General features: G+C 77.7%; 22 protein-coding genes. All 22 read right to left on the reverse strand.

The window, feature by feature from the left end; genetic code table 11:
* Positions 1–7 precede the first annotated feature (7 nt).
* From MLV88_RS15000 to MLV88_RS15105, 22 genes are read right to left on the reverse strand one after another with little or no spacing between them, the layout of a single operon-like run.
* A complete protein-coding gene (locus tag MLV88_RS15000) occupies positions 8–676 on the reverse strand; it encodes a histidine phosphatase family protein (RefSeq protein WP_242338995.1) in 669 nt (222 codons plus the stop codon).
* Positions 673–1,416 (reverse strand): adenosylcobinamide-GDP ribazoletransferase, encoded by a 744-nt coding sequence (cobS, locus tag MLV88_RS15005; protein ID WP_242338997.1) that lies wholly within the window; start codon positions 1,414–1,416, stop codon positions 673–675. Before cobS ends, MLV88_RS15000 begins: the two co-directional genes overlap by 4 nt.
* Positions 1,413–2,954 carry a cobyric acid synthase gene (locus tag MLV88_RS15010; protein WP_242338999.1) on the reverse strand — a complete coding sequence of 514 codons (1,542 nt, stop codon included), beginning with the start codon at positions 2,952–2,954 and terminating at the stop codon, positions 1,413–1,415. The genes cobS and MLV88_RS15010 overlap by 4 nt, the downstream gene beginning before the upstream one ends.
* Complete coding sequence (locus tag MLV88_RS15015) at positions 2,951–4,012, reverse strand: aminotransferase class I/II-fold pyridoxal phosphate-dependent enzyme (protein WP_242339002.1); 1,062 nt, start codon at positions 4,010–4,012, stop codon at positions 2,951–2,953. Before MLV88_RS15015 ends, MLV88_RS15010 begins: the two co-directional genes overlap by 4 nt.
* On the reverse strand, positions 3,999–4,946 hold the full coding sequence (cbiB, locus tag MLV88_RS15020; RefSeq protein WP_242339004.1) for an adenosylcobinamide-phosphate synthase CbiB: 948 nt from the start codon (positions 4,944–4,946) through the stop codon (positions 3,999–4,001). The genes MLV88_RS15015 and cbiB overlap by 14 nt, the downstream gene beginning before the upstream one ends.
* A 3-nt stretch (positions 4,947–4,949) precedes the next feature.
* A complete protein-coding gene (gene cobT / locus MLV88_RS15025) occupies positions 4,950–6,008 on the reverse strand; it encodes a nicotinate-nucleotide--dimethylbenzimidazole phosphoribosyltransferase (protein ID WP_242339006.1) in 1,059 nt (352 codons plus the stop codon).
* Complete coding sequence (gene cobU, locus MLV88_RS15030; protein WP_242339008.1) at positions 6,005–6,562, reverse strand: bifunctional adenosylcobinamide kinase/adenosylcobinamide-phosphate guanylyltransferase; 558 nt, start codon at positions 6,560–6,562, stop codon at positions 6,005–6,007. The genes cobT and cobU overlap by 4 nt, the downstream gene beginning before the upstream one ends.
* A complete protein-coding gene (locus MLV88_RS15035; RefSeq protein WP_242339010.1) occupies positions 6,559–7,233 on the reverse strand; it encodes an adenosylcobinamide amidohydrolase in 675 nt (224 codons plus the stop codon). Before MLV88_RS15035 ends, cobU begins: the two co-directional genes overlap by 4 nt.
* Positions 7,230–8,615 carry a cobyrinate a,c-diamide synthase gene (locus MLV88_RS15040; protein WP_242339012.1) on the reverse strand — a complete coding sequence of 462 codons (1,386 nt, stop codon included), beginning with the start codon at positions 8,613–8,615 and terminating at the stop codon, positions 7,230–7,232. Before MLV88_RS15040 ends, MLV88_RS15035 begins: the two co-directional genes overlap by 4 nt.
* Positions 8,615–9,142 carry a cob(I)yrinic acid a,c-diamide adenosyltransferase gene (gene cobO / locus MLV88_RS15045; protein WP_242339014.1) on the reverse strand — a complete coding sequence of 176 codons (528 nt, stop codon included), beginning with the start codon at positions 9,140–9,142 and terminating at the stop codon, positions 8,615–8,617. Before cobO ends, MLV88_RS15040 begins: the two co-directional genes overlap by 1 nt.
* Positions 9,139–10,467: a uroporphyrinogen-III C-methyltransferase gene (cobA, locus tag MLV88_RS15050; RefSeq protein ID WP_242339015.1), complete on the reverse strand. Its 1,329-nt coding sequence runs from the start codon at positions 10,465–10,467 to the stop codon at positions 9,139–9,141. The genes cobO and cobA overlap by 4 nt, the downstream gene beginning before the upstream one ends.
* Positions 10,464–11,234: a precorrin-4 C(11)-methyltransferase gene (gene cobM / locus MLV88_RS15055; protein ID WP_242339017.1), complete on the reverse strand. Its 771-nt coding sequence runs from the start codon at positions 11,232–11,234 to the stop codon at positions 10,464–10,466. The genes cobA and cobM overlap by 4 nt, the downstream gene beginning before the upstream one ends.
* Positions 11,231–12,025, reverse strand: a complete 795-nt coding sequence (cobJ, locus tag MLV88_RS15060; protein WP_242339019.1) for a precorrin-3B C(17)-methyltransferase — start codon at positions 12,023–12,025, stop codon at positions 11,231–11,233. Before cobJ ends, cobM begins: the two co-directional genes overlap by 4 nt.
* Positions 12,025–13,122: a cobalt-precorrin 5A hydrolase gene (locus MLV88_RS15065; protein WP_242339021.1), complete on the reverse strand. Its 1,098-nt coding sequence runs from the start codon at positions 13,120–13,122 to the stop codon at positions 12,025–12,027. Before MLV88_RS15065 ends, cobJ begins: the two co-directional genes overlap by 1 nt.
* Positions 13,119–13,835 (reverse strand): precorrin-2 C(20)-methyltransferase, encoded by a 717-nt coding sequence (gene cobI / locus MLV88_RS15070; protein ID WP_242339023.1) that lies wholly within the window; start codon positions 13,833–13,835, stop codon positions 13,119–13,121. Before cobI ends, MLV88_RS15065 begins: the two co-directional genes overlap by 4 nt.
* Positions 13,832–15,076: a precorrin-6y C5,15-methyltransferase (decarboxylating) subunit CbiE gene (gene cbiE / locus MLV88_RS24630; RefSeq protein WP_242339025.1), complete on the reverse strand. Its 1,245-nt coding sequence runs from the start codon at positions 15,074–15,076 to the stop codon at positions 13,832–13,834. Before cbiE ends, cobI begins: the two co-directional genes overlap by 4 nt.
* Positions 15,073–15,696, reverse strand: a complete 624-nt coding sequence (locus MLV88_RS15080) for a precorrin-8X methylmutase (protein ID WP_242339027.1) — start codon at positions 15,694–15,696, stop codon at positions 15,073–15,075. Before MLV88_RS15080 ends, cbiE begins: the two co-directional genes overlap by 4 nt.
* Complete coding sequence (locus MLV88_RS15085; protein ID WP_242339029.1) at positions 15,693–16,802, reverse strand: cobalt-precorrin-5B (C(1))-methyltransferase; 1,110 nt, start codon at positions 16,800–16,802, stop codon at positions 15,693–15,695. Before MLV88_RS15085 ends, MLV88_RS15080 begins: the two co-directional genes overlap by 4 nt.
* Entirely contained in the window at positions 16,799–17,593 is a 795-nt protein-coding gene (locus MLV88_RS15090) for a sirohydrochlorin chelatase (protein WP_242339030.1), read from the reverse strand. Before MLV88_RS15090 ends, MLV88_RS15085 begins: the two co-directional genes overlap by 4 nt.
* Positions 17,572–18,387 (reverse strand): energy-coupling factor ABC transporter ATP-binding protein, encoded by an 816-nt coding sequence (locus tag MLV88_RS15095; protein WP_242339032.1) that lies wholly within the window; start codon positions 18,385–18,387, stop codon positions 17,572–17,574. The genes MLV88_RS15090 and MLV88_RS15095 overlap by 22 nt, the downstream gene beginning before the upstream one ends.
* Positions 18,381–19,055 (reverse strand): CbiQ family ECF transporter T component, encoded by a 675-nt coding sequence (locus MLV88_RS15100; protein ID WP_243337869.1) that lies wholly within the window; start codon positions 19,053–19,055, stop codon positions 18,381–18,383. The genes MLV88_RS15095 and MLV88_RS15100 overlap by 7 nt, the downstream gene beginning before the upstream one ends.
* Entirely contained in the window at positions 19,052–19,846 is a 795-nt protein-coding gene (locus MLV88_RS15105) for an energy-coupling factor ABC transporter permease (protein ID WP_242372651.1), read from the reverse strand. The genes MLV88_RS15100 and MLV88_RS15105 overlap by 4 nt, the downstream gene beginning before the upstream one ends.

Genomic DNA, 19,846 nt, shown 5'->3' on the forward strand with positions numbered 1-19,846 from the left:
ATACCTCCTAGCGCGCCCCGGGAACCGGGGGCCGGGGGGCCGGGTCCGGACCAGCGCGGCCGGGACCCCCGTTGACGAGCCGAACGACGGCGCCGCTCTCGAACCAGTCGAGCAGGTTCACGGCGCCGGGCACCTGATCGATGCGGAACGACTCCGCGGCCTCCATCCCGAGCGCGTCCGCCAGGATTGCCCGGTTCACGCCGGCATGGGCGACCACCAGCACCGTCTCGCCGGGGTGCTTCGCGCGGAGAGCGGCCATCGCCTCGAGGGCACGAGCCGAAATGCCCGGGAACCCGTCTCCGCCGGGGAACGTGACCTCGTGCGGGCGCGCGAGCCAGGCGGCGCAGGTCTCCGGGTCGCGCGCTCGTGCCTCCTCCCAGGTGAGCCCCTCGAACGCGCCGAAGTCCACCTCCCGGAGTCCCGGCACCTGCTCGATCCCGAGCGAGCGGCCGGCGGCGAGGAGCCGCGCCGTCTGCATTGCACGCCGCGCCGGGCTCGCGCACACCGCCGCGACCTCGATCTCGCGGAGCCAGCGCGCCACCCGGCGGATCCGCGCCCTTCCCGCCGCCGAGAGCGGCGGATCGAGCCGCCCGCAGATCCGCCCCGGCTCGATCGCCGCCTCGCCGTGCCGCACGAGGATGACGCGCGTCGCGCCGCTCGGCCGCGGGGCTATCACGGCGCCGCCAGCCCCACGCCGAGCACGAGCACGAGCGCCTCGGCGAGCTCGCCCGTGGCCCCCAGCGTGTCGCCGGTCATCCCGCCGATGCGGCGACGGCAAAACCCGGCGAACGCGGCGCCGGCGAGCGCGACCGTCGCCCACGCCACCGCGCCCCGGACTCCCGCGAGGCCGAGCGCGACGCCGAGCGCGAGCGCCGTCGCGCCGGCCACCTCGGGCGGGCCGACGTGCGCCGCCACCGAGGCCCCGAGCCCGTCGGGCCGCGCACTCGGCGCGAGGCGGGCGACAGGCACGAGCACCCAGCGCGACAGCGCGCCCGCGAGCGGGAGCCATGCGGCGGCGCCGGGCCGACTGAGGAGTGCCGCGATCGCGGCCACCTTCACGAGCAGCGCGAGGACGAGCGCCGCGGCGCCGTAGGCGCCCACCGCGTGATCGCGCATGATCCGCAGCGCGTCCTCCGCGTTCCTTCCGCCTCCGAGCCCATCGGCGGTGTCGGCGAGGCCGTCCAGGTGAAGCGCGCCCGTCATCGCGGTCCCGAGCGCGACGACGAGGATCGCCGCGAGAGGCGGCGGCAGCGCGCGGACGAGGAGGAGGCCGGCGGCAGCGAGGACCGCGCCGAGCGCGGCGCCCACCGCGGGGAAGAACAGCATCGCGCGCCCCACCTCGCGCGCGCCCGCCTCCGCCCGCACCGGCGCCGGGAGCCGCGTCAGAAACGCGAGCGCGACCGCGAGCCGGCTCACGCGCCCACCGCCGCCGGCCGGGCGACCCTGACGCCCGCGAGCCCGCAGAGGAGCTCCCAGTCGAGGTGTGTGGCGAGCGCGTCGGCGAGCCGGTCGTACTCCGCATCGCGGCTGGGGATGAGCGGGCCCGCGGGCGCGGCGAGGCTCCGCCGGTCGCGGAGCCGCGCGAGCAGCGCCGCGCGCACTGCGTCGTCCTCGAGCACGCCGTGGACGAGCGTCCCGACGACGGCGCCGTCCGCCGACACCGCCCCGTCCTCCGCATCGCACGCCGCCCCGTTCCGCGCGACGAGCCGAAGCGCCGGCGCTCCGGAGAGCCGCTCGACCTCTCCCATGTGGATCTCGTACCCGCGCACCTCGCCGCCGCCGGCGGGGGCGAGCAGCCTGGCGGCCGCGTGCGCGCGCACGCGCGCGGTCGTCTTCTGCCGCCGGAAGCGAGTCACGATCGGAAGGATCCCGAGCCCGGCCACCTCGGCCTCATCCGACTCCACGCCATCCGGGTCGAGCAGCGCGTCGCCGAGCATCTGGCAGCCACCGCACACCGCGAGGACCGGCTCGCCTCGCGCAGCGCGCTCCCGGAGCGCCGGCGCGACGCCGCTCTCGCGGACCCAGCGCAGGTCCGCCGCGGTGCTCTTCGATCCCGGAACGATCACGAGATCCGCGCCGCGCAGCTCCTCCGGCCGATCGACGTAGCGCACCACCACGCCCGGCTCGTGCTCGAGCGCGTCGAACTCGTCGTAGTTCGAGATGCGCGGGAGCCGCACGATCGCGATCTCCAGCTCGCCCGGCGCGGCCCGTCGGGTCCGCCAGCGATGGTCGAGCGAGACCGAGTCCTCCTCCGAGATCCGCAGCCCGCGCAGGTACGGGAGCACGCCCGCGACCGGCACGCCCGTCCGCTCGCGCAGGAACGCGAGCCCCGGCTCGAGGAGCCTGAGGTCGCCCCGGAACTTGTTCACGAGGAAGCCGCCCACGAGCGCGCGCTCGTCGGGCTCGAGGAGCATCAGCGTCCCGACGAAGGCCGCCAGGACGCCGCCCCGATCGATGTCGCCCACGAGGAGCACCCGCGCGCCGGCCGCCTTCGCGACGTCCATGTTGACGATGTCGCGTTCCTTCAGGTTCACCTCTGCGGGGCTCCCGGCGCCCTCGATCACGACGAGGTCGACCTGGAGGCGGAGCCGCGCGAGCGCCTCGCGCACCACGGCCCGCAGCTCGGGCTTCCGGGCGTGATAGTCGGCGGCGCTCATGCTCCCCGATGGACTGCCGAGCACGATCACCTGCGAGCGGGAGTCCCCCTCGGGCTTGAGCAGGATCGGGTTCATGTCGACGGCGGCGTCGATGCCGGCCGCCTCCGCCTGCACCGCCTGGGCGCGTCCGATCTCGCCGCCGTCCACGGTCACGGCGGAGTTGAGGGCCATGTTCTGGGCCTTGAAGGGCGCGACGCGCAGGCCCGCCCGCCGGAACAGCCGGCACAGGCCGGTGACGACGAGACTCTTGCCGACCGACGAGGCTGTCCCCTGCACCATGATGACGGCGGCGGTCATGACAGCTCCTTCTCGAGCGAGGCGAGGAACACCTCGCGGTCTTGGGCGGGCCGCGCCGCGACGCGGACGAAGCCGGGGAGGCCGAACGACGTGCAGTCCCGCACCAGCACGCGTCGCGCGAGCAGCCGCCGGCGCAACGCGGCGCCGTCGCCGGCGCGGAACACGAGGTAGGGCGCGACGGAGGGCGGCGCCTCGAGGCCGAGCCGGGCGAGGCCCTGGCGGAGCGCCTCCCGGTCGACCGAGAGCCGGGCCCGGCTCGCCGCCACGAACGGTTCCTCGCCGAGCGCGGCGAGCGCGGCGGCCTGCGCGGGGGCGCTCGTCGACCAGGTCGGGCGCGCTGCGTCGAGGGCGGCGATGAGCCCGGGGTCGGCGAGGAGATACCCCACTCGCAGACCCGGGATGGCGTGCTCCTTGGTGAGGGAGCGGACGCGCGCGACGTTGAGGGGGAGCGTGACGTCCGCCTCGGCGTGCCGGTCGGAGAGCGCGAGGAACGACTCGTCGAGGACGAAGAGGACGTGGGGGTGTGCGCGCGCGAGGCGCGCGACGTCGGCGGAGGGCACGGCGGCGCCGGCGGGGCTCGTCGGCGAGGCGAGGTAGGCGGCGGCGGCGCCCGAGGACGCGAGCCGCTCGGACACCGCCTCGAAGTCCACCGAGAGCCCACGCGCCGGGTCGGGCGACCACTCGATCGCGTCGCCGCCGGCAGCCGCGACGCCCGCGCGGAACTCCGAGAACGCGGGCTCGACGACCAGCGCTCGCCTGCCCGCGCGCGCGACGTGGCGGGCGAGATCCCACAGGAGCTCCGCCGCGCCGTGCGCGAACAGGACGCCGCCCGGCTCGACCCGCCACCGCGCGGCGAGGGCCGCCCGGACCGTCTCGGCCCGAGGCTCAGGGTAGCGCGAGACGTCCGCGCCCCGCGCCGCCGCCGCGACGGCCGGCGCAGGGCCGTACGGGTTCACGTTCACGCTGAAGTCGATCACGTCGGCGGCCGCGAGACCGAGCGCGGCGAGCTCGGCGGCGACGGGGCCGCCGTGGACGCGGGGCCGGTCAGGCGAGCTCACGCCATCCCCCCGTCGCCGCGGCGAGCGCGACCCCGACCGCCGCGGCGGCGACCGCCGCGAGCAAGGCGATCCGCCACGCCGCCGAGATGGTTTCCGCGGTGACCGGCCGGATCGGATCGCCGAGCCGGTACTGCCCGACCTTCTCGAGCTCGACGCCGAGCAGGCCGGCCATCGCCGCCATCGGGCGCCCGGCGTTCGGGCTCTCGGTCCGGGCGCCGTCGCGCAGGAGCACCGCCAGCCCGCGCCGCGCGTCGGCGCCGCAGGCGAGCCCCGCGACGAGGAGGAGCGCGGCGGTGACGCGCGCAGGGACGAGGTTCAGGAGATCGTCGAGCCGGGCTGAGGCCTTGCCGAGCCACTCGTGCCGCCCGCGGTACCCGACCCGCGCGTCGAGCGTGTTCACCGCGCGGTACGCGACCGCGCCGGGGACGCCGAGGACCGCCCAGAAGAGGAGCGGCGCGACCGCGCTGTCGGACGCGTTCTCCGCCACGGACTCCACCGCCGCCGCCGCCACGAGCGGCGCGTCCAGGCGGTCCGGGTCCCGGCTGCAGAGCGCCCGCAGCGCCGCGCGCGCCTCGTCGAGCGCGCCCCGCCCGAGCGCGCGCGACACCGCGCCCGCCGCGTCGCCGAGGGCGCGCACCGCGAAGCTCGACTTGAGCAGCATCGCCTCCACCGCGATCGAGAGCGCCGGCCACGGTCGCGCAGCCAGGCAGAGGAGCAGGGCGCCGCCAGCGAAGAGCGCCGGCAGCGCGAGCGCCATCACCGCGCCGTATGCCAGCGGCCCGGCGCGACCGGCTACGGGGGCGCGCCGCTCGAGCGCCGAGATCGCCCACCCCATCCAGACGACCGGGTGCAGGCGCGCCGGGAACTCGCCGATGACGAGGTCGAGCGTGAGGGCGCCGGCGAGGACCGACGCTGCGTGGAGCCCGGGCGACATTCGTCAGCGCCCCGCGTCGGTGACGCCCGCGCCCTCGAACGTCGCCATCTCGTCGAGCACGCGGGCGGCGGCCTCGATGACGTGGAACGCGAGCGCCGCGCCAGTCCCCTCGCCGAGCCGCAGGTCGAGAGCGAGGAGCGGCTCCTTGCCGAGCGCGCGCAGCACGGCGCGGTGGCCCGCCTCCACGGAGCGGTGCGACGCGAGCACCGCGTCCGCGGCGCGCGGCGCGAGGCGCGCGGCGGCGAGGGCGGCGGCGCTCGCGATGAACCCGTCCGTCACCACGGGCACGCGGCGCGCGGCCGCGCCGAGGACCACCCCGGCGAGCCCGGCGATCTCGAACCCGCCCAGCGCGGCGAGCGTGCCGAGCGGGTCGGACGGATCGGGACGGTTCACCGCGAGCGCGCGATTCACGACGTCGACCTTGTGTGCGTGAGTGGCGTCGTCGATCCCGGTGCCACGCCCGGTGACCTCGGCCGCGGGGAGGCCCGTGAACGCAGCGGTGAGCGCGCTCGCCGGCGTGGTGTTGCCGATGCCCATCTCCCCGATCCCGAGCACGTGCACGCCCTCGTCGGCGAGCTCGCGAGCGACGCCGATCCCGGCCTCGACCGCCCTGGCCGCCTCCTCGCGGGTCATCGCCGGGCCGCGCGCCAGGTTGCGCGTGCCCGCCCCGATGCGCCGGTCGCGCACGCCCGCGAGCCCGGGGATGGGGAGCTTCACGCCCATGTCCACGACGATCACCCTGGCGCCGGCGTGCCGCGCGAGCACGTTGATCGCCGCGCCGCCGGCAGCGAAGTTGGCGACCATCTGCGCGGTCACCTCCTGGGGGTACGCCGAGACGCCCTCGGCGGCGACCCCGTGGTCGCCGGCCATCACCACCACCGCCTTCACGGCCGCGCGCGGCGTGGCGGTGCCCTGGATCGCGGCGAGCGCGCAGGCGATCTCCTCCAGGCGCCCGAGGCTTCCGCGCGGCTTGGTCTTGCCGTCGAGCCGGCGTTGCACGGCGGCGGCGGCGGCCGAGTCGGGCAGGGGGATCGCGGCGCAGGTGGTCTCGAGCGAGGTCATGGTGGGGTCTCCGGGTGGATGAGGGTGAGGGGGCCGGGGCGGAGGCGCAGGACGCACCCGAGGGTCGCGAGATAGATGCGGTCGGCGTCGCGGGCGAGCCGCTGGTGAGCGCGGCCGGCCGCGTCGCGGAACGCGCGCCCGAGGGCGCTCTCCGGCACGACGCCCATGCCCACCTCGTTCGTGACGAGCACCGCGTGCACGCGGCGGCGCGCCAGCACCCCGGCGACGGCCTCGACCTGCGCCGCGACGGCGGCGGCGCCGTCGCCGCGCAGGAGCAGGTTGGAGATCCAGAGCGTGAGGCAGTCGACGACGACCACGTCGGCGTCGGCGCGCTCGAGCGCGCCCGCGAGGTCGAGCGGCTCCTCCACCGTGAGGAACGCGCCGCCGCGCTCCGCGTGGTGCGCGGCGATCCGCTCCTCCATCTCGCGATCGAACGCCTGCGCGGTCGCCACGAAGACCCGGCGAGCGCCGAGCCCGCGCGCGAGGTGAAGCGCGAACGCGCTCTTCCCGGAGCGGACCCCACCACCCACGAGGACGATCTCCGCCGCGCTCATCGAGCCCGCTCCGAGAGCCACGCCGCCGCGCCGCGCGCCACCGCGTCGTGCACCGCCGCGCCGACCACGTAGCCGAGCGCCGTGTGCTTCCCGGCGTACCGCGCCCCGTTCGGCCGCTCCGGAGCGGCGATCACGATGCAGTCGGTGCCGGTGCCGCTCGCAGGCGCGCCGCTCATCTGGCTCGCGACGCCCGCCTCGCGCACCGCGAGCGTGCGCGCCTCGGCGGCGAGGGAGAGCGCCTCCAGCAGCGCCTCCTCGGAGAGCGGCACTCCGACCTGACACAGCACGTTGATCGTCCCGATGCGCCCGGAGGGACCGGGAGGGTCGCCGGCGCGGAGCGCGTTCCCGAGCCCCACCGTGGCCACGCACCGCGCCGCGACCTCGCCCGCGCGCCGCTCACAGACGACGTGCCGCGAGAGCGCCGCGCTGGTGAGGAGGCCGACCGCGTCGGCGAGGTCCGCCTCGGCGAGCTGCGTGGAGAGGAACCGCGCGGCATCCACGGGCGGCCGCAGCTCCCCGTCGTGCACCTCGCGCCAGGCGACCGCGCTCGCGATCCGGCGCCCGCCGTTCACGATCGCCCAGGAGAGGACCGCGTGCGGCCCAGGAAGGCGGACCACGAGCCAGCGACCGTCGAGCGCCGGGGCGCCGGCCCGCGCGAGGACGGCGGTCATCGCGCGCCCCCCCGCGTCGCGGCGCAGGCGCCGACGAGCGCCTCCGCCACGGCCGGGCACGACGCCCAATGCGCGTGGACGTACGAGGCGAGGACGTTGGGTGCCGGCGCGTAGCCCTCCAGGAGCGGCTCGCCGCGGCGGCGCGCGACGGCGTAGACCCGCGGCACGGCGTCGGGCACCCCCGCGAGCTCGGAGTAGCGGAACTGGTGACCGCGGAAGCGCGCGCCGGCGGGGCCCGCGAGCGACGGCGCGCGCGTGGTCACCTCGACGTAGCCGAGCGCCTGGAGCCGCTCGTGCACGATGGCGGTCCCCGGGAGGAGCCCGACGCCCGCGTGCACGCGCCCGTCGCGGGTCCTGATCGCGGCGGCGAGCGCCATCAGCCCGCCGCACTCTGCGTACACGGGCCGGCCGGACGCCGCCAGCGCGCGGACGTCGCGGAGCATCCCGACGTTCGCGGCGAGCGCGGGCGCGTGCTCCTCGGGGTAGCCGCCGCCCAGGTACAGCCCGTCGACGTCCGGGAGACCCGCGTCGTGGAGCGGCGAGAAGCGGACGAGCGTCGCGCCGAGCGCCTCGAGGCGGGCGAGGTTGTCCTCGTAGTAGAAGTGAAACGCCTCGTCGTGCGCGACCCCGATCCGGCAGCGCGACGCCACCCGCGGGCTCGGCGCCGGGTCCGGCAGCGCGAGCGGCGGGGCCGCCCGGGCGGCTGCGAGCAGCGCGTCGACATCGAGCCACTCCTCCGCGAGCCGCGCCCAGGCGGCGACGCGGTCGTCGGGGAGCACCCGGCGCGACGCGGTGACGAGCCCGAGGTGGCGCTCCGGGAACGCGAGGTCCGCGCGGGCGGGGAGGCCGCCCACGACCGGCGGCGCCGCGACGGCCTCGCGCAAGAGCTCGAGATGCCCGCGGCTCCCCACGCGGTTGCACACGAGCGCCGCGACCCGGAGCCGCGGATCGAAGCCGGCGAGGCCGCCGGCGACCGCGGCCGCCGTCCGCGCCATCCCGGAGGCGTCGAGCACGATCGCGACGGGCGCCTCCAGCCACCGGGCGATCTCCGCGGTCGAGCCCGCGTCGGAGGCGGGCGACGCGCCGTCGTGGAGCCCCATGACCCCCTCGACGATCGCCACGTCCGCGCCGCGCACGGCGCTGGCGAACGTGGCCAGCACCCCGTCCCGCCCCATCATCCAGCCGTCGAGGTTGTGGGAGGGCGCGCCCGCCGCGCGCGCGTGGTAGCCCAGGTCGAGGTAGTCCGGGCCGCACTTGAACGCGGCGACGCGCAGCCCGCGGCCGCGCAGCGCGGCGAGGAGCGCGACCGCGAGCGTGGTCTTGCCGGAGCCGCTCGACGCCGCTCCGAGGACGAGCCGCGGGATCTCGAAGGGCGCCGTCATCAGAAGTCCACCCCGGCGATCGCCCTCACGCCCCGCGCGAAGGGGTGCTTCACCGCCCGCATCTCGGTCACCAGGTCCGCCGCGTCCACGAGCGACGACGGCGCGTCGCGGCCGGTCACGACGACCGTCGTCTCGACCGGGCGCGCCGCCATCGCCGCGAGGACCTCGTCGCAGCTCACGTACCCGTGGTTCAAGACGTGCGTGAGCTCGTCGAGGACGACGATCCGGTGCCGGCCCGCCGCGACGAGCTCCCGCGCCCGCGCCCATGCAGCCCGCGCGGCGCGCGCGTGCACCTCCGGGTCGTCTCCCTTCCAGGTGAACCCCTCGCCGAGCGTGAGGAGCTCGAGCCCAGGGAGCCGCTCCGCGAGGAGCCGCTCGCCCGTCTTCCAGCGGCCCTTCACGAACTGCAAGACCACGACGGGCAGCCTTCGGCCCAGCGCGCGGAAGGCCATCCCGAGCGCGGCGGTGGTCTTGCCCTTCCCGTCGCCGGTGTAGACGACGAGGATCCCGCGGGTCGCGCCGGTCACGCGGCCTCCCCGGCGGACACGAGCGCGAGGAGCCGCTCCCGGATCGTCACCACCTCGCCCACGACGACGAGCGCGGGCGCACCCCCGCCGCGCAGGCCGACGCGCGCCGCGAGGTCGGCGAGCGTCCCCACCACCACCTCCTGCTCCGGCCACGTCGCCGCCGAGATCCAGGCGGCCGGCGTGGTCGCGGGGCGGCCGCTCTCGACGAGACGCGCGAGGTTCGGGCCCAGCGAGCGCGAGGCCATGTACAGCACGAGCGTTCCGCTCCCGGCGAGCCTCCTCCAGTCCGTCCGCGCGGGCGCCTCCGAGCGGGTGAGGTCGTGGCCGGTCGCGAAGGTCACGTCCGAGCTGACCTCCCGGTGCGTGAGGGGGATCCGCGCCGCGGCGGCGGCACCGAGCGCGGCGGACACGCCGGGGACGACCTCGAACGGCACCCCCGCCGCCGCGAGCTCCTCGGCCTCCTCGCCCCCGCGGCCGAACACGAAGGGATCGCCTGCCTTGAGCCGCACGACGCGCTTCCCCGCACGAGCGCGCTCGAGGATGTCCGGGTGGAGCCGCAGCGGCCCCCGGGTGCGCCCGTGACACCGGCGGCCGACCGGGAGGCGCTCCGCGCCGGGCGGCGCGAGCGCGAGGAGCGCCCGAGGCACGAGCTCGTCGTACGCCACGACGTCCGCCGCACGGAGGAGCTCCCGCGCGCGAACGGTGAGGAGGCCGGGATCGCCTGGGCCGGCGCCGACGAGATCGACGCGCCCACCGCGCGGACGCTCGCGCCCGACCACCGCGCACGCCCACTCGAGCCGCGCTGCGGGGGTGTCGAGCCCGGGGGGCAGGTGATGCACGCGCGCGGGCACGGCGTGGGCCCTCAAGAGCCCCTCGAGCACGAGCTGGTATCGCAGCTCGACATACGGCTCCGCCGACCGGACCCCGTCGCGCTCGTACGGGATAACGCCCCAGGGCAGGACCAGGATCGCGGCATACGAGGCGGCGTGCGCGGCCGACGCCTCGAGGAGCGCCCCGGTCCCGGGGTCGCCCGTCGAGGCGCAGCCGTGGTGGAGCGCGTAGGCGGCGAGGTCCAGGCTGCAGTTGTCGGCCACGAACTCCGTGTGGGCGCCCTCGGCGGCCACCCGCTGCCGCCAGAGCTCCTGGAGGACCGCCCTCGCCTCGCCGGGCGCGAGCCCTGGGAGCGGATGCCCGCCCCCGTCGATCCAGGCGCGAGTCTCCTCGGGCACGACGGAGAGCCCGAGCCGCGCCGCGAGCGCGCGCGCCAGCGTCGTCTTGCCGGAGCCGGCCGAGCCGGTGACCGCGATGCGGAGCGGCGCGCTCATCCCTCTCCCTCCGTGCGCGCCGCGCGGAACGCGTGGCCGAACTCCGGCGCGTAGAGCCGCGAGGCCGGGAAGCCCTCGGCATCGAGCGCGGGGCCGACCAGCACCATCGCGGTCGCGTCGATGCCCTCCGCGCGAGCGAGCGCCGCGAGGTCCCCCAGGCGGCCGCGGATGACCCGCTCGTCCGGCCAGCTCGCGCGGTGAACGATGGCGGCGGGGCAGTCCCGGCCGTACGCCGGAGCGAGCGCGGCGACCGCCTCGTCGAGGCGCCGCGCGGAGAGGAACAGCGCGAGCGTCGCCCGGTGACTCGCGAGCGACGCGAGGTCCTGCCCCTCCGGCACGGGCGTCCGGCCGGCGGCGCGGGCGAGGATCACCGTCTGCGAGACGCCGGGCACGGTGAGCTCGCGGCGAAGCGCGGCGGCGGCGGCAGTGAAGGACGATACGCCCGGGACGACCTCGTACGGGATCCCGAGCGCGTCGAGCCGGCGCATCTGCTCGGCGGTCGACCCGAACAGGAGCGGGTCGCCGGTGTGCACCCGCGCGACGTCCTCGCCGCGCCCGTGCGCCTCGCGCATCTCCGCGAGGATCTCGTCCAGGGTCATGCCCGCCGAGTCGAGGACGCGCGCGTCCGGGCGGGCGCGCGCCACGACCACGCGCGGGACGAGAGAGCCCGCGAAGATCACCACCGGGCAGCGGGCGATCAGGTCCGCGCCGCGGACGGTGACGAGGTCGGGCGCGCCCGGACCCGCGCCCACGAAGTGCACCGTCATCGCGACTCCTCGGCGGAGAGCCCCGCCCCCGCCCGGCCGTACTTCTCCGCGTAACCGCGGGGCGTGACGAGGAGCCCCTCGAACGCGAAGCTCCGGCTCGACCCCACGATCACGGTGGTGGTCATGCCGATCTCCTCGTCGAGCAGCCGCTCGAGCGTGGTGACGACCGCGCGCTGCCCGCCGCGGAAGGCGTCCGTCACCACCGCCGCCGGGGTCGCCAGGCCGCGGTGACGCACGAGCAGCGCGTGGGCCTCCGCGAGTGGGCGGCGACGACGGGTGCTCGCCGGGTTGTAGAGCCCGATCACGAAGTCGGCGGCGGCCGCCGCCTCCAGCCGCCGCGCGATCACCTCCCACGGCGTGAGGAGGTCCGAGAGGGAGATCGCGCAGAAGTCGTGGCCGAGCGGCGCGCCCACGAGCGCCGCGCAGGAGCCGAGCGCGGTGACGCCCGGGACGATGGTCACGGCCGGCGCGTCGCCGGGCCGCCAGCCCGCGTCCCGCAGGATCTCGAGGACCAGGCTCGCCATCCCGTACACGCCGGGGTGGCCCGAGGACACGAGCGCCACGCGCCGCCCCGCCCGCGCGCGCGCGATCGCCTCGCGCGCCCGCTCCGTCTCACCGGTCATCCGGCCGGCGACGATCTCCTTTCCGGCGAGGAGCGGCGCGGCGAGATCGAGGTAGGTCCGGTAGCCGAGGACGACCTCGGCCTCCTCGACGGCGGTGCGCGCCGCCGGGGTCAGCTGGTCGAGCGCCCCGGGCCCGAGCCCCACGATCGACAGCGATCCCATGCCCATCACGTCTCCTCCCGCGCGGCGCGCGCGACCGCCACCGTCACCGATTGGCCCTCGTCCGCGTCCCGCCGCACCTGCTTCGGGACGAGCAGCCGCGCGGCGCGCGCCGCGAGGAGCGCGGCTGGCTCGGCGACGGCCCGCGTCCCGACATGCCTCCGGACGACCTCCGACGGCCGCTCGATCCCGACGGCCGCCTCGAGCGCGGCGGCGTCGAAGAGGCGCAGCGGACACCCGAGCCGCGCCGCCAGCGCGACGATCCCCGCCTCGTCCCGCTTCAGGTCGATCGTGCCCACCGCACCGATCGACGCGGGCGCGAGCCCGTGCGCCTCGAGGACGTCGCGCACCGCGCGCCACACGGCGTCCGCCGACGCGCCGCGATCGCAGCCCACGCCCACCGAGAGCGTGCGCGGGCGCCAGAGCACCGCCCTCGCGAGCACCGCCTCGTCGCGGATGACGCGGTCGGTGATCGCGACGATGGCCGCCCACCGCGCCGCGTCGGCGCCGTCGAGCGACGGCGCGACCGCGATGTTCGCGGGGAGCGGCGCGCCCGCGGGCCACCACGCGCCTCCGCCCGCCTCGTCCACCACGAGCACCGGCGCCCCGTTCACCAACGCCGCCGCTGCCCGGGTGGCGTTGCCGCGCGGATCCTCCAGGGTCCAGCCGAGCTCCCGCCCGAGCAGATCGACGCGCAGCGTGCCCCGCGCGTCCGAGGCCGTGGTCACCACCGGCGCGGCGCCGACGGCGTGGGCGACCTCCGTTGCGAGCGCGTTGGCGCCGCCCGCATGCCCGGAGAGGAGCGCCACCGCGAAGCGGCCCGCCTCGTCGAGGCACACCACCGCGGGATCCGTCCACTTGCTCGCGACGAGCGGCGCCACGAGGCGAACCGTCGCGCCGACCGCGAGCACGAACACGTGACCGTCGTATTCGGCGAAGGCACGGGCCACCGCCGAGCGCATGGGCAGCGGGAACGTGCGCGCGCCCGGCGCCGCCGACGCGACCGGCTCCGCGACGAGCAGCTCCCCGCCGAGCGCGCCGGCGACGCGCGCGCCCAGCGCCGCGCCGCCGCGAGTGACGGCATGGACGGCGAGGCGCCGGGTCACGCGCCCTCCCCCGCCCGCGTCCGCACGAGCACCGTGGTGAAGTAGCCGTGCGGGAGCGCGTCCATGTCCGCGAGCGGCGCGACCCGCTCGCCGGGCCTCGACGCCTCGGCCACGACCCACGCCCGCTCCGCGCACCCCGCGCGCGACAGCGCGACGCGGAGCTCGGGGAGGTGCCGCCCCGCCTTGAGCAGGAGCAGCGTCTCGAAGTCGCGCGCGAGCCGGGGGAGGTCCTCGAGCGCGCGGGACGCGGGGAGCACCGCGACCCGGTCGTCGCCGTCGGCGAGCGGAACGCGGGCGGCGGCGGCGACCGCCGTGATGGACGAGACGCCGGGGACCACCTCGACGCGCGCGCCGAGGCCGGTCGCGGCGTCGAGCACGTCGAGGAACGTGCTGTACAGGAGCGGGTCACCCTCGGTGACGAACGCGACATCGCGCCCCGCCACGAGCCGGGCGCGGACGGCGCCCGTGGCGGCATCGCGCGCGGCGCGCCGGGCGATGGGGTCGCGGGTCATCGGGAAGGTGAGCGGGAGCGTCTCCTGTCCCGGCACCTCGCCCGTCGCCTCGCGCGCGGTGCGGAGCGCGAGCGATGCGCCGCCTTCGGAGGGCCGGGGGGCGGCCAGCACCGCCGCCCGGCGAAGCACCGCGACCGCGCGCAGGGTGAGGAGGTCGGGGGCGCCCGGACCGACGCCGACGCCGTACAGGGTCGCGCTCAAGCTGGCTCCAAGGGGATGCTCCCGGCCACGAGGAACACCGGCGAGAGCGGACCGAGCCGCGTGCGCCCAGCGAGCGGCGCGCCGCGCGCGACCGAGACCGCCGTCACCTCGGGTGCGATCCCGGCGCCCGCCAGCGCTCGGCGCGCGTCCTCGAGCGTCTCGAGCGTCACCGCGGCGATCACGACCCGGCCGCCTGGGCGGAGCCGGGCGAGCGTGGCCGCGGCGATGGCCGGGAGCCCGCGCCCGCCGCCCCCCACGAAGACCGCGTCCGGGGCCGCGAGCCCGTCGAGCGCCGCCGGCGCCGCCCCCTCCACCACCGCGACGTGATCCATCCCGTGACGGCGAGCGTTCGCGCGGCAGTGCGCGGCCGACTCCGGGTCGCGCTCGATCGCGAACACCCGCCCCTCCGGAGCGAGCGACGCCGCCTCGATGGCGATCGAGCCAGATCCCGCGCCGACGTCCCACACCACCGCGTCGGGCCGGAGCGCGAGCGCCGCGAGCGCGAGCGCTCTCACCTCGCGCTTCGTCACGAGGCCGGTGCGCGGGCGGCGCATGTCGAGCGCGTCCTCCGGGAGGAACGGCAGCGCTGGGGGCGGGCGCCACGCCGGGTCCGTCCGGGCGAGCAGCAGCACGGCCAGGGCGCCGACGTCCTCGCAGGCGGCCGCGTCTTCGAGCGAGGCCAACCGGCGGACCCGCTCGCCCGGTCCGCCCAGGTCCTCGCAGATCCACGCGGCGAGCCCGCGCTCGCCGTACCGGAGGAGGTGGCGCGCGACCGCGGCGGGGGTCGCGGCGCCCCCCGTGAGGAGCGCCGCCTTGCGCGCGCGACGCACGCGCGCCGCGACTCCGGCGAGGGGCCGGCCGTGCACCGACAGGATCGCGGCGTCGTCCCAGGCGAGCCCGGCGCGCGCGAAGGCCCACTGCACCGAGCTCGGGTGGGGCAGGATCTCGACATGCTCCGCGCCGAGCCGGTCGACGAGTCGCGCGCCGACGCCGAAGAGGAGCGGGTCGCCCGAGGCGAGGACGCACACGGCGTGCTCGTCGGCGAGCGCCGCGATGCGCTCCACGGCGTGAGCGAGCTCCTTTCCGAGCACCACGCGCTCGCCGCGGAACTGTGGAAACGCGGCGAGGTGCCGCTCGCCGCCCGCGAGCACGTCCGCGACGGCGACCGCACCGACCGCGCGGCTCGAGAGTCCCGCGCAGCCATCGGCGCCGATGCCGACTACCGTGACCGGACGCCTCACGCGTCATCCTCCGCGGCGAGGATCGCGAGCGCGTTCAGCACGGCCACCGCGACCGGCGTCCCGCCCTTGCGCCCGCGGGCCACGATCCACGGCACGGGCAGCGAGCGCGCCGCCTCCTTCGACTCCGCCGCCCCGACGAAGCCCACCGGCACCGCCACGACGAGCGCGGGACTGGCGACCCCCGCCTCGACGAGCCGCTGCAGCTCCGCGAGCGCGGTCGGGGCGTTCCCGATCGCCACGACGCCGCCGTCGAGGAGCCCGAGGCGAGAGGCCTTCCGCATCGCCGCCGCCGCCCGCGTGGTCCCGCCCTCGCGCGCCGCCGCCGCGACTTCCGCGTCGCCGATGAGGCAACGCACCTCGAGCCGGGGGAGCCCGGCCGCGATCATGCGCACGTCCGCGACGATCGCGGCGCGCGCCCGGAGCGCCGCGACTCCCGCCTCCACGGCGTCCGGGTGCAGCTCCAGCGTTCGCTGGAACTCGAAGTCGGCCGTCGCGTGGATCACGCGGCGCACGACCGGCCACGCGCGGGGTGGGAAGCCGTGCGCGCCGGCCTCGCGGTCGATGATCGCGAGGCTCTCCTCCTCGATGCGCCGGCCGGCCGCCACGATCCGCTCGCTCATCGCTCCGCCTCCGCGGCGCCCCGCCCGAGCACCGCTCCGTCGAACCCGACCAGCTCCGTCCGGACGTGGAGCGGCGGCGCGTGAGCGGCGCAGCGCGCGGCGGCGCGCCGGCACAGCGCCGCCGCGACGTCCGTCTCGATCCCCGCCCGCCTCCACGCGCCGAGCGCCTCGCGGGCGGTGTTCGCGGCGGCCACCTCGGCGAGGACCGCCGCGGCGGCGCCGAGCTCCGCGGTGACCGCGGCGAGGAACCCGAGGTCCACCTCCGACCGCGAGGCGTGGATCTGGAAAGACCCGGCGGCGAGCTTCGACATCTTCCCGACCATCGCGACGAGCTCGACCCGCGCGATCCCGCGCCGGGCGGCGTGCCGCAGCGCGGCGCCCACCGCGTCGCCGACCTGGATGAACGCCGCCTCGGGAGTCCCCGGGCGCAGTCGCATCGCGTGCGCCTCGGTGCGGCCGCCGGTCGTGAGCACGAGCGTGTCCAGCGCCCGTGCGCGCGCGACGTCGATGGCCGCCGCGACGCTGGCCTGCCACGCCGCGGTCGAGAACGGGCGCACCACGCCGGTCGTCCCGAGAATGGAGATGCCGCCCAGGAGCCCGAGGCGCGCGTTCATCGTGCCGCGCGCGATCTCCTCGCCGCGCGGGACCGAGACGGTGACGCGCGCGCCGGCGACGGCGCTCCCCGCCAGCTCCGCGCGCACCATGTCCGAGATGTTCCGGCGCGGCACCGGGTTGATCGCCGGAGCGCCCACCTCGAGCCCCAGGCCCGGCCGCGTGACGGTCGCGACGCCGGGCCCGCCGCGGATCTCGACGCCGCCGGGCGCGGGCTCCACGTCGGCGACGATCCACGCACCGTGCGTGACGTCCGGATCGTCGCCCGCGTCCTTCTCGACCGCACACCGGCGGGCCGCGCCGATGATCTCGGCGTGCGCCACCGGGAACGACGCAGGGCGTCCGTTCGGCAGCACGATCCCGATCTCGCGGGGCGCGGTGCCGCGCACCAGGTATCGCGCCGCGGCGCGCGCGGCGGCGGCGGCGCACGCGCCCGTCGTGTACCCGGTCCGGAGCCCGGCCGTGGCCGGGCGGTCGTTCGCGTGGGCGGTCATGCGGCGGAGCGCGGGCAGGTGTCGCAGGGCAGCCGCGCGCGCTGCCCCAGCACCTCCGCGAGCCGCTCCTCGAGGAGGTCGACGAGGCGCGCGTCGGGGCCGAGATGCGGCGCCAGTGCCACGCGGCGCCCGGGGTGGCGGGAGCGGAACGCCGCCACCTCGCGCGCGAGCTGCTGCATGAGGAGCCCCTCGAAGAGGAAGTAGGGCTGCACCAGGATCGGCCCGTCGTGGACCTTCGCGAGGTCCTCGACCGCGCGCTCGAAGAGCGGCGACGTCACGGCGATGAAGCAGGGCTCGGCGCGGGCGAAGCCGGCCCGCTCGCCGAGGATGCGGGTGAGCTTGCACAGGTCCGAGTTGGCGTCCGGGTCGCTCGAGCCGCGACCGACCACGAGGAGCGCGGTGCGAGCGCCCTCGGGACCGCGGAGCGGCACCTGCTGCGCGCTGCGCGCGAGAACGAGCTCCGTCATCCGGTTGACCACCCCGAGCGCACCCGCTGCGTCGAACCGGACGCGGGGGGTCGCGGCGCGCGCCGCCGCCAGCGCCGCGGGGACGTCGTCCTTCAGGTGTCCCGCCGTGAGCAGGAACATGGGCAGCAGCACCACGCGGTCCGCGCGGGCCGCAGCCGCGGCGAGGGCGTCGGCGAGGAGCGGTGCCGCCAGCTCGACGTAGGCGTGGCCGACGTCCAGGTCGGGACGGCGACGACGGAAGGCGCCGACGAGCGCCTCGAACTCGGCGTTCGCGCGCGCGACCCGGCTGCCATGGCCGAGGATCAGGACCGCGGTGCGTTCCACGTGAAGACCTCGTCGAGGGTGAGCGGAGCGCGACCCGGGCCGCGCAGCGCGGTCCAGACCTGGGAGATCCAGGGCGACCGGAGCCCCGCGCGCGCGAGCAGCGGGCCGTCGGCGAGCACGTCACGGAGCGGCGCGTCGGCGAGGACGCCCCCCTCCCCGAGCACGACGGCGCGCTCGGCGAAGAGCGGCGCGACGTCGACCGCGTGCGTCGCCGCGAGGAGCGCGGCGCCGCGCGCCCGGGCGACCTCGTCGAGGAGGCGCGCCACCGCGAGCTCGCAGGCGGGATCGAGGCCCGCGGTCGGCTCGTCGAGCAGCAGCAGGGACGGGCGAAGCGCGAGGACGCCCGCGAGCCCCGCCCGCTTCCGCTCGCCGGTCGAGAGCGCCTCGACGGCGCGGCCGCCGAGACCGGCGATCCCGACCGCCGCGAGGGCCTCCTCCGCGCGGCGGCGGGCCTCGTCGCGCGGGACTCCCGCGTGGCGCGGGCCGATCATCGCGTCCTCGAGGACGGTGGGCGCGAGGAGCTGATCGGCCGGGTCCTGGAAGAGGAGCCCGGCTCCCGCGGCGACGGCGTCGGCGGGACGCCGGACGCGCCGGCCGTGGACCTCGACGCGTCCGCGGACCGTAGCGAGCCCCATGATCGCGCGGAGCAGCGACGTCTTCCCCGCGCCGTTCCCGCCGAGCAGCGCCACCCGCTCCCCGGGCGCCACGACGATGCGGACGTTGCGCAGCACCGGGAGGGCGCCGCGCGGTCCCAGCGTCTCGGCCTCGAGATGGAGCGCCGGCGCCGTCACCACGGCCGACCTCCGCCGAAGAGCGCGCAGGCGACGAGCGCGATCGCGATCGCGGAGACGAGCGCGGCGCCTCCCGCGGCCCCCGCGGCGAGCGGCGGGAGCGCGTCCACCGGCGGCTCGCCGCGGACCGCGACCGTGTCGGCGAGCGCCGCGGCCCGATCCATCGCGCGGCTCGTCACCGCGCCCGCGAGCTGGCCGGCGGAGTCGATCGCGCGCCCGAGCCCGGCGTACCCGAGCCGGGCGCGCTGGGCGTCGCGCACCGAGGCCGCCGCCGCGGACAGGGACGCCGCCTGCCGCGCCGCGAGCGCGAGGAGCTCGACGAGCGGGCGCGGGCAGCGCGCCCAGGCGAGCGCGCAGAGGAGCGCCGGAAGCGGCAGCGTCGCGCAGAGCCACGCTCCGACCGCGCCTCCCGCGAGGACCCGCGCGGCGACGAGGAGCCCGCGCGCGGTCGCGTCCGGAGCGGCGCGCGGCGCGAGCGCGGCCGCCGAGGCGGTCACCGCGCCGAGCAACACGGGCGCGAGCACGAGCCGCCCGAGGCGGCCTCCGCGCGCGCCGACGGACGCGAGCGCGACCGCCGCCACGGCGAGCGCGGGGCCGGGATGCGGGACCGCGGCCACGAGGGCCAGCGCGGCGAGCCCGAGGGCCAGGCGAAGGCGCGGATCGCGGCTCACGGCCCCCCCGCGGGCGCGAGGCCGAGGTCCGCCGCGAGATCGGGGCGGCGGCGGGCGAGGAACGCGACCGCGGCGGCGGTGGCGGCGGCCTCGAGGGCCGCCATGGGGAGCTCGGCGGGCGCGTACGTCGCCGCTACGCCGAGGAGCGTGGTCCGGAACGCGCCGGGCGCCGAGAGCGCGAGCGCGAGCTGGAGCGAGGCGAGCGCGTAGGTCGCGACGCTCGCGGCGAGGGCGCTCGCGGCTGCAGCGAGCGCGAGAGGAAGGCGCGCGGCGCGTAGCCCGCGAAACGCGGCGTGCGCGGCGAGCGCGCCGGCGATCCCCATCGACGCGAGGTCGGCGCCGATCGCGGTCACGCCGCCGTGGCCGAGCAGGAACGCCTGGAGCACGACGGCCGCGAGCGCGGCGAGGATCGCGCGGCGGGCGCCGAGCAGGATCGCGGCGAGCCCGACGCCACACGCGTGCGCCGACGTGCCGAGCGGGAGGGGGATCTCGACGCTCGAGAGCGCGAGCACGAGCGCGGCGGCGGTCGCGATGAGCGGCCGCGCGAGCCGGTCGTCTCCGGCCCGGCGCCACGCGGCGAACGCCGCCGCCACGAACGGTGCGCAGGCGCAGAACCAGAGCACCGCCTGCGCGGGCGGCAGGACGCCGTCGGCGAGGTGCATCGCGCGCGCGGAGGCGGGCCACGCGAGCGCCGCCGCGGCGAGCGCCGGCGCGGCACGACGCGAGACGGTCCGGATGTCGGGGTCCCAGCGGGCGATCTCCGCGCCCGCGGGACGGCAGCCTTGCGGCAT

The sequence above is a fragment of the Anaeromyxobacter soli genome (assembly GCF_022808855.1).
GTDB classification, from domain to species: domain Bacteria; phylum Myxococcota; class Myxococcia; order Myxococcales; family Anaeromyxobacteraceae; genus Anaeromyxobacter; species Anaeromyxobacter soli.

Bases quoted from the DNA above. Each gene is read 5' to 3' on its own strand.
- cobJ (WP_242339019.1), bottom strand. From the start codon at position 12,025: ATGGGCATGGGATCGCTGTCGATCGTGGGGCTCGGGCCCGGGGCGCTC.
- MLV88_RS15040 (WP_242339012.1), bottom strand. From the start codon at position 8,615: ATGACGGCGCCCTTCGAGATCCCGCGGCTCGTCCTCGGAGCGGCGTCG.
- MLV88_RS15105 (WP_242372651.1), bottom strand. From the start codon at position 19,846: ATGCCGCAAGGCTGCCGTCCCGCGGGCGCGGAGATCGCCCGCTGGGAC.
- cobU (WP_242339008.1), bottom strand. From the start codon at position 6,562: ATGAGCGCGGCGGAGATCGTCCTCGTGGGTGGTGGGGTCCGCTCCGGG.
- MLV88_RS15010 (WP_242338999.1), bottom strand. From the start codon at position 2,954: ATGACCGCCGCCGTCATCATGGTGCAGGGGACAGCCTCGTCGGTCGGC.
- cobA (WP_242339015.1), bottom strand. From the start codon at position 10,467: ATGAGCGCGCCGCTCCGCATCGCGGTCACCGGCTCGGCCGGCTCCGGC.
- cbiB (WP_242339004.1), bottom strand. From the start codon at position 4,946: ATGTCGCCCGGGCTCCACGCAGCGTCGGTCCTCGCCGGCGCCCTCACG.
- cobT (WP_242339006.1), bottom strand. From the start codon at position 6,008: ATGACCTCGCTCGAGACCACCTGCGCCGCGATCCCCCTGCCCGACTCG.
- MLV88_RS15085 (WP_242339029.1), bottom strand. From the start codon at position 16,802: ATGACCGCCCACGCGAACGACCGCCCGGCCACGGCCGGGCTCCGGACC.
- cobM (WP_242339017.1), bottom strand. From the start codon at position 11,234: ATGACGGTGCACTTCGTGGGCGCGGGTCCGGGCGCGCCCGACCTCGTC.
- MLV88_RS15080 (WP_242339027.1), bottom strand. From the start codon at position 15,696: ATGAGCGAGCGGATCGTGGCGGCCGGCCGGCGCATCGAGGAGGAGAGC.
- MLV88_RS15035 (WP_242339010.1), bottom strand. From the start codon at position 7,233: ATGACCGCCGTCCTCGCGCGGGCCGGCGCCCCGGCGCTCGACGGTCGC.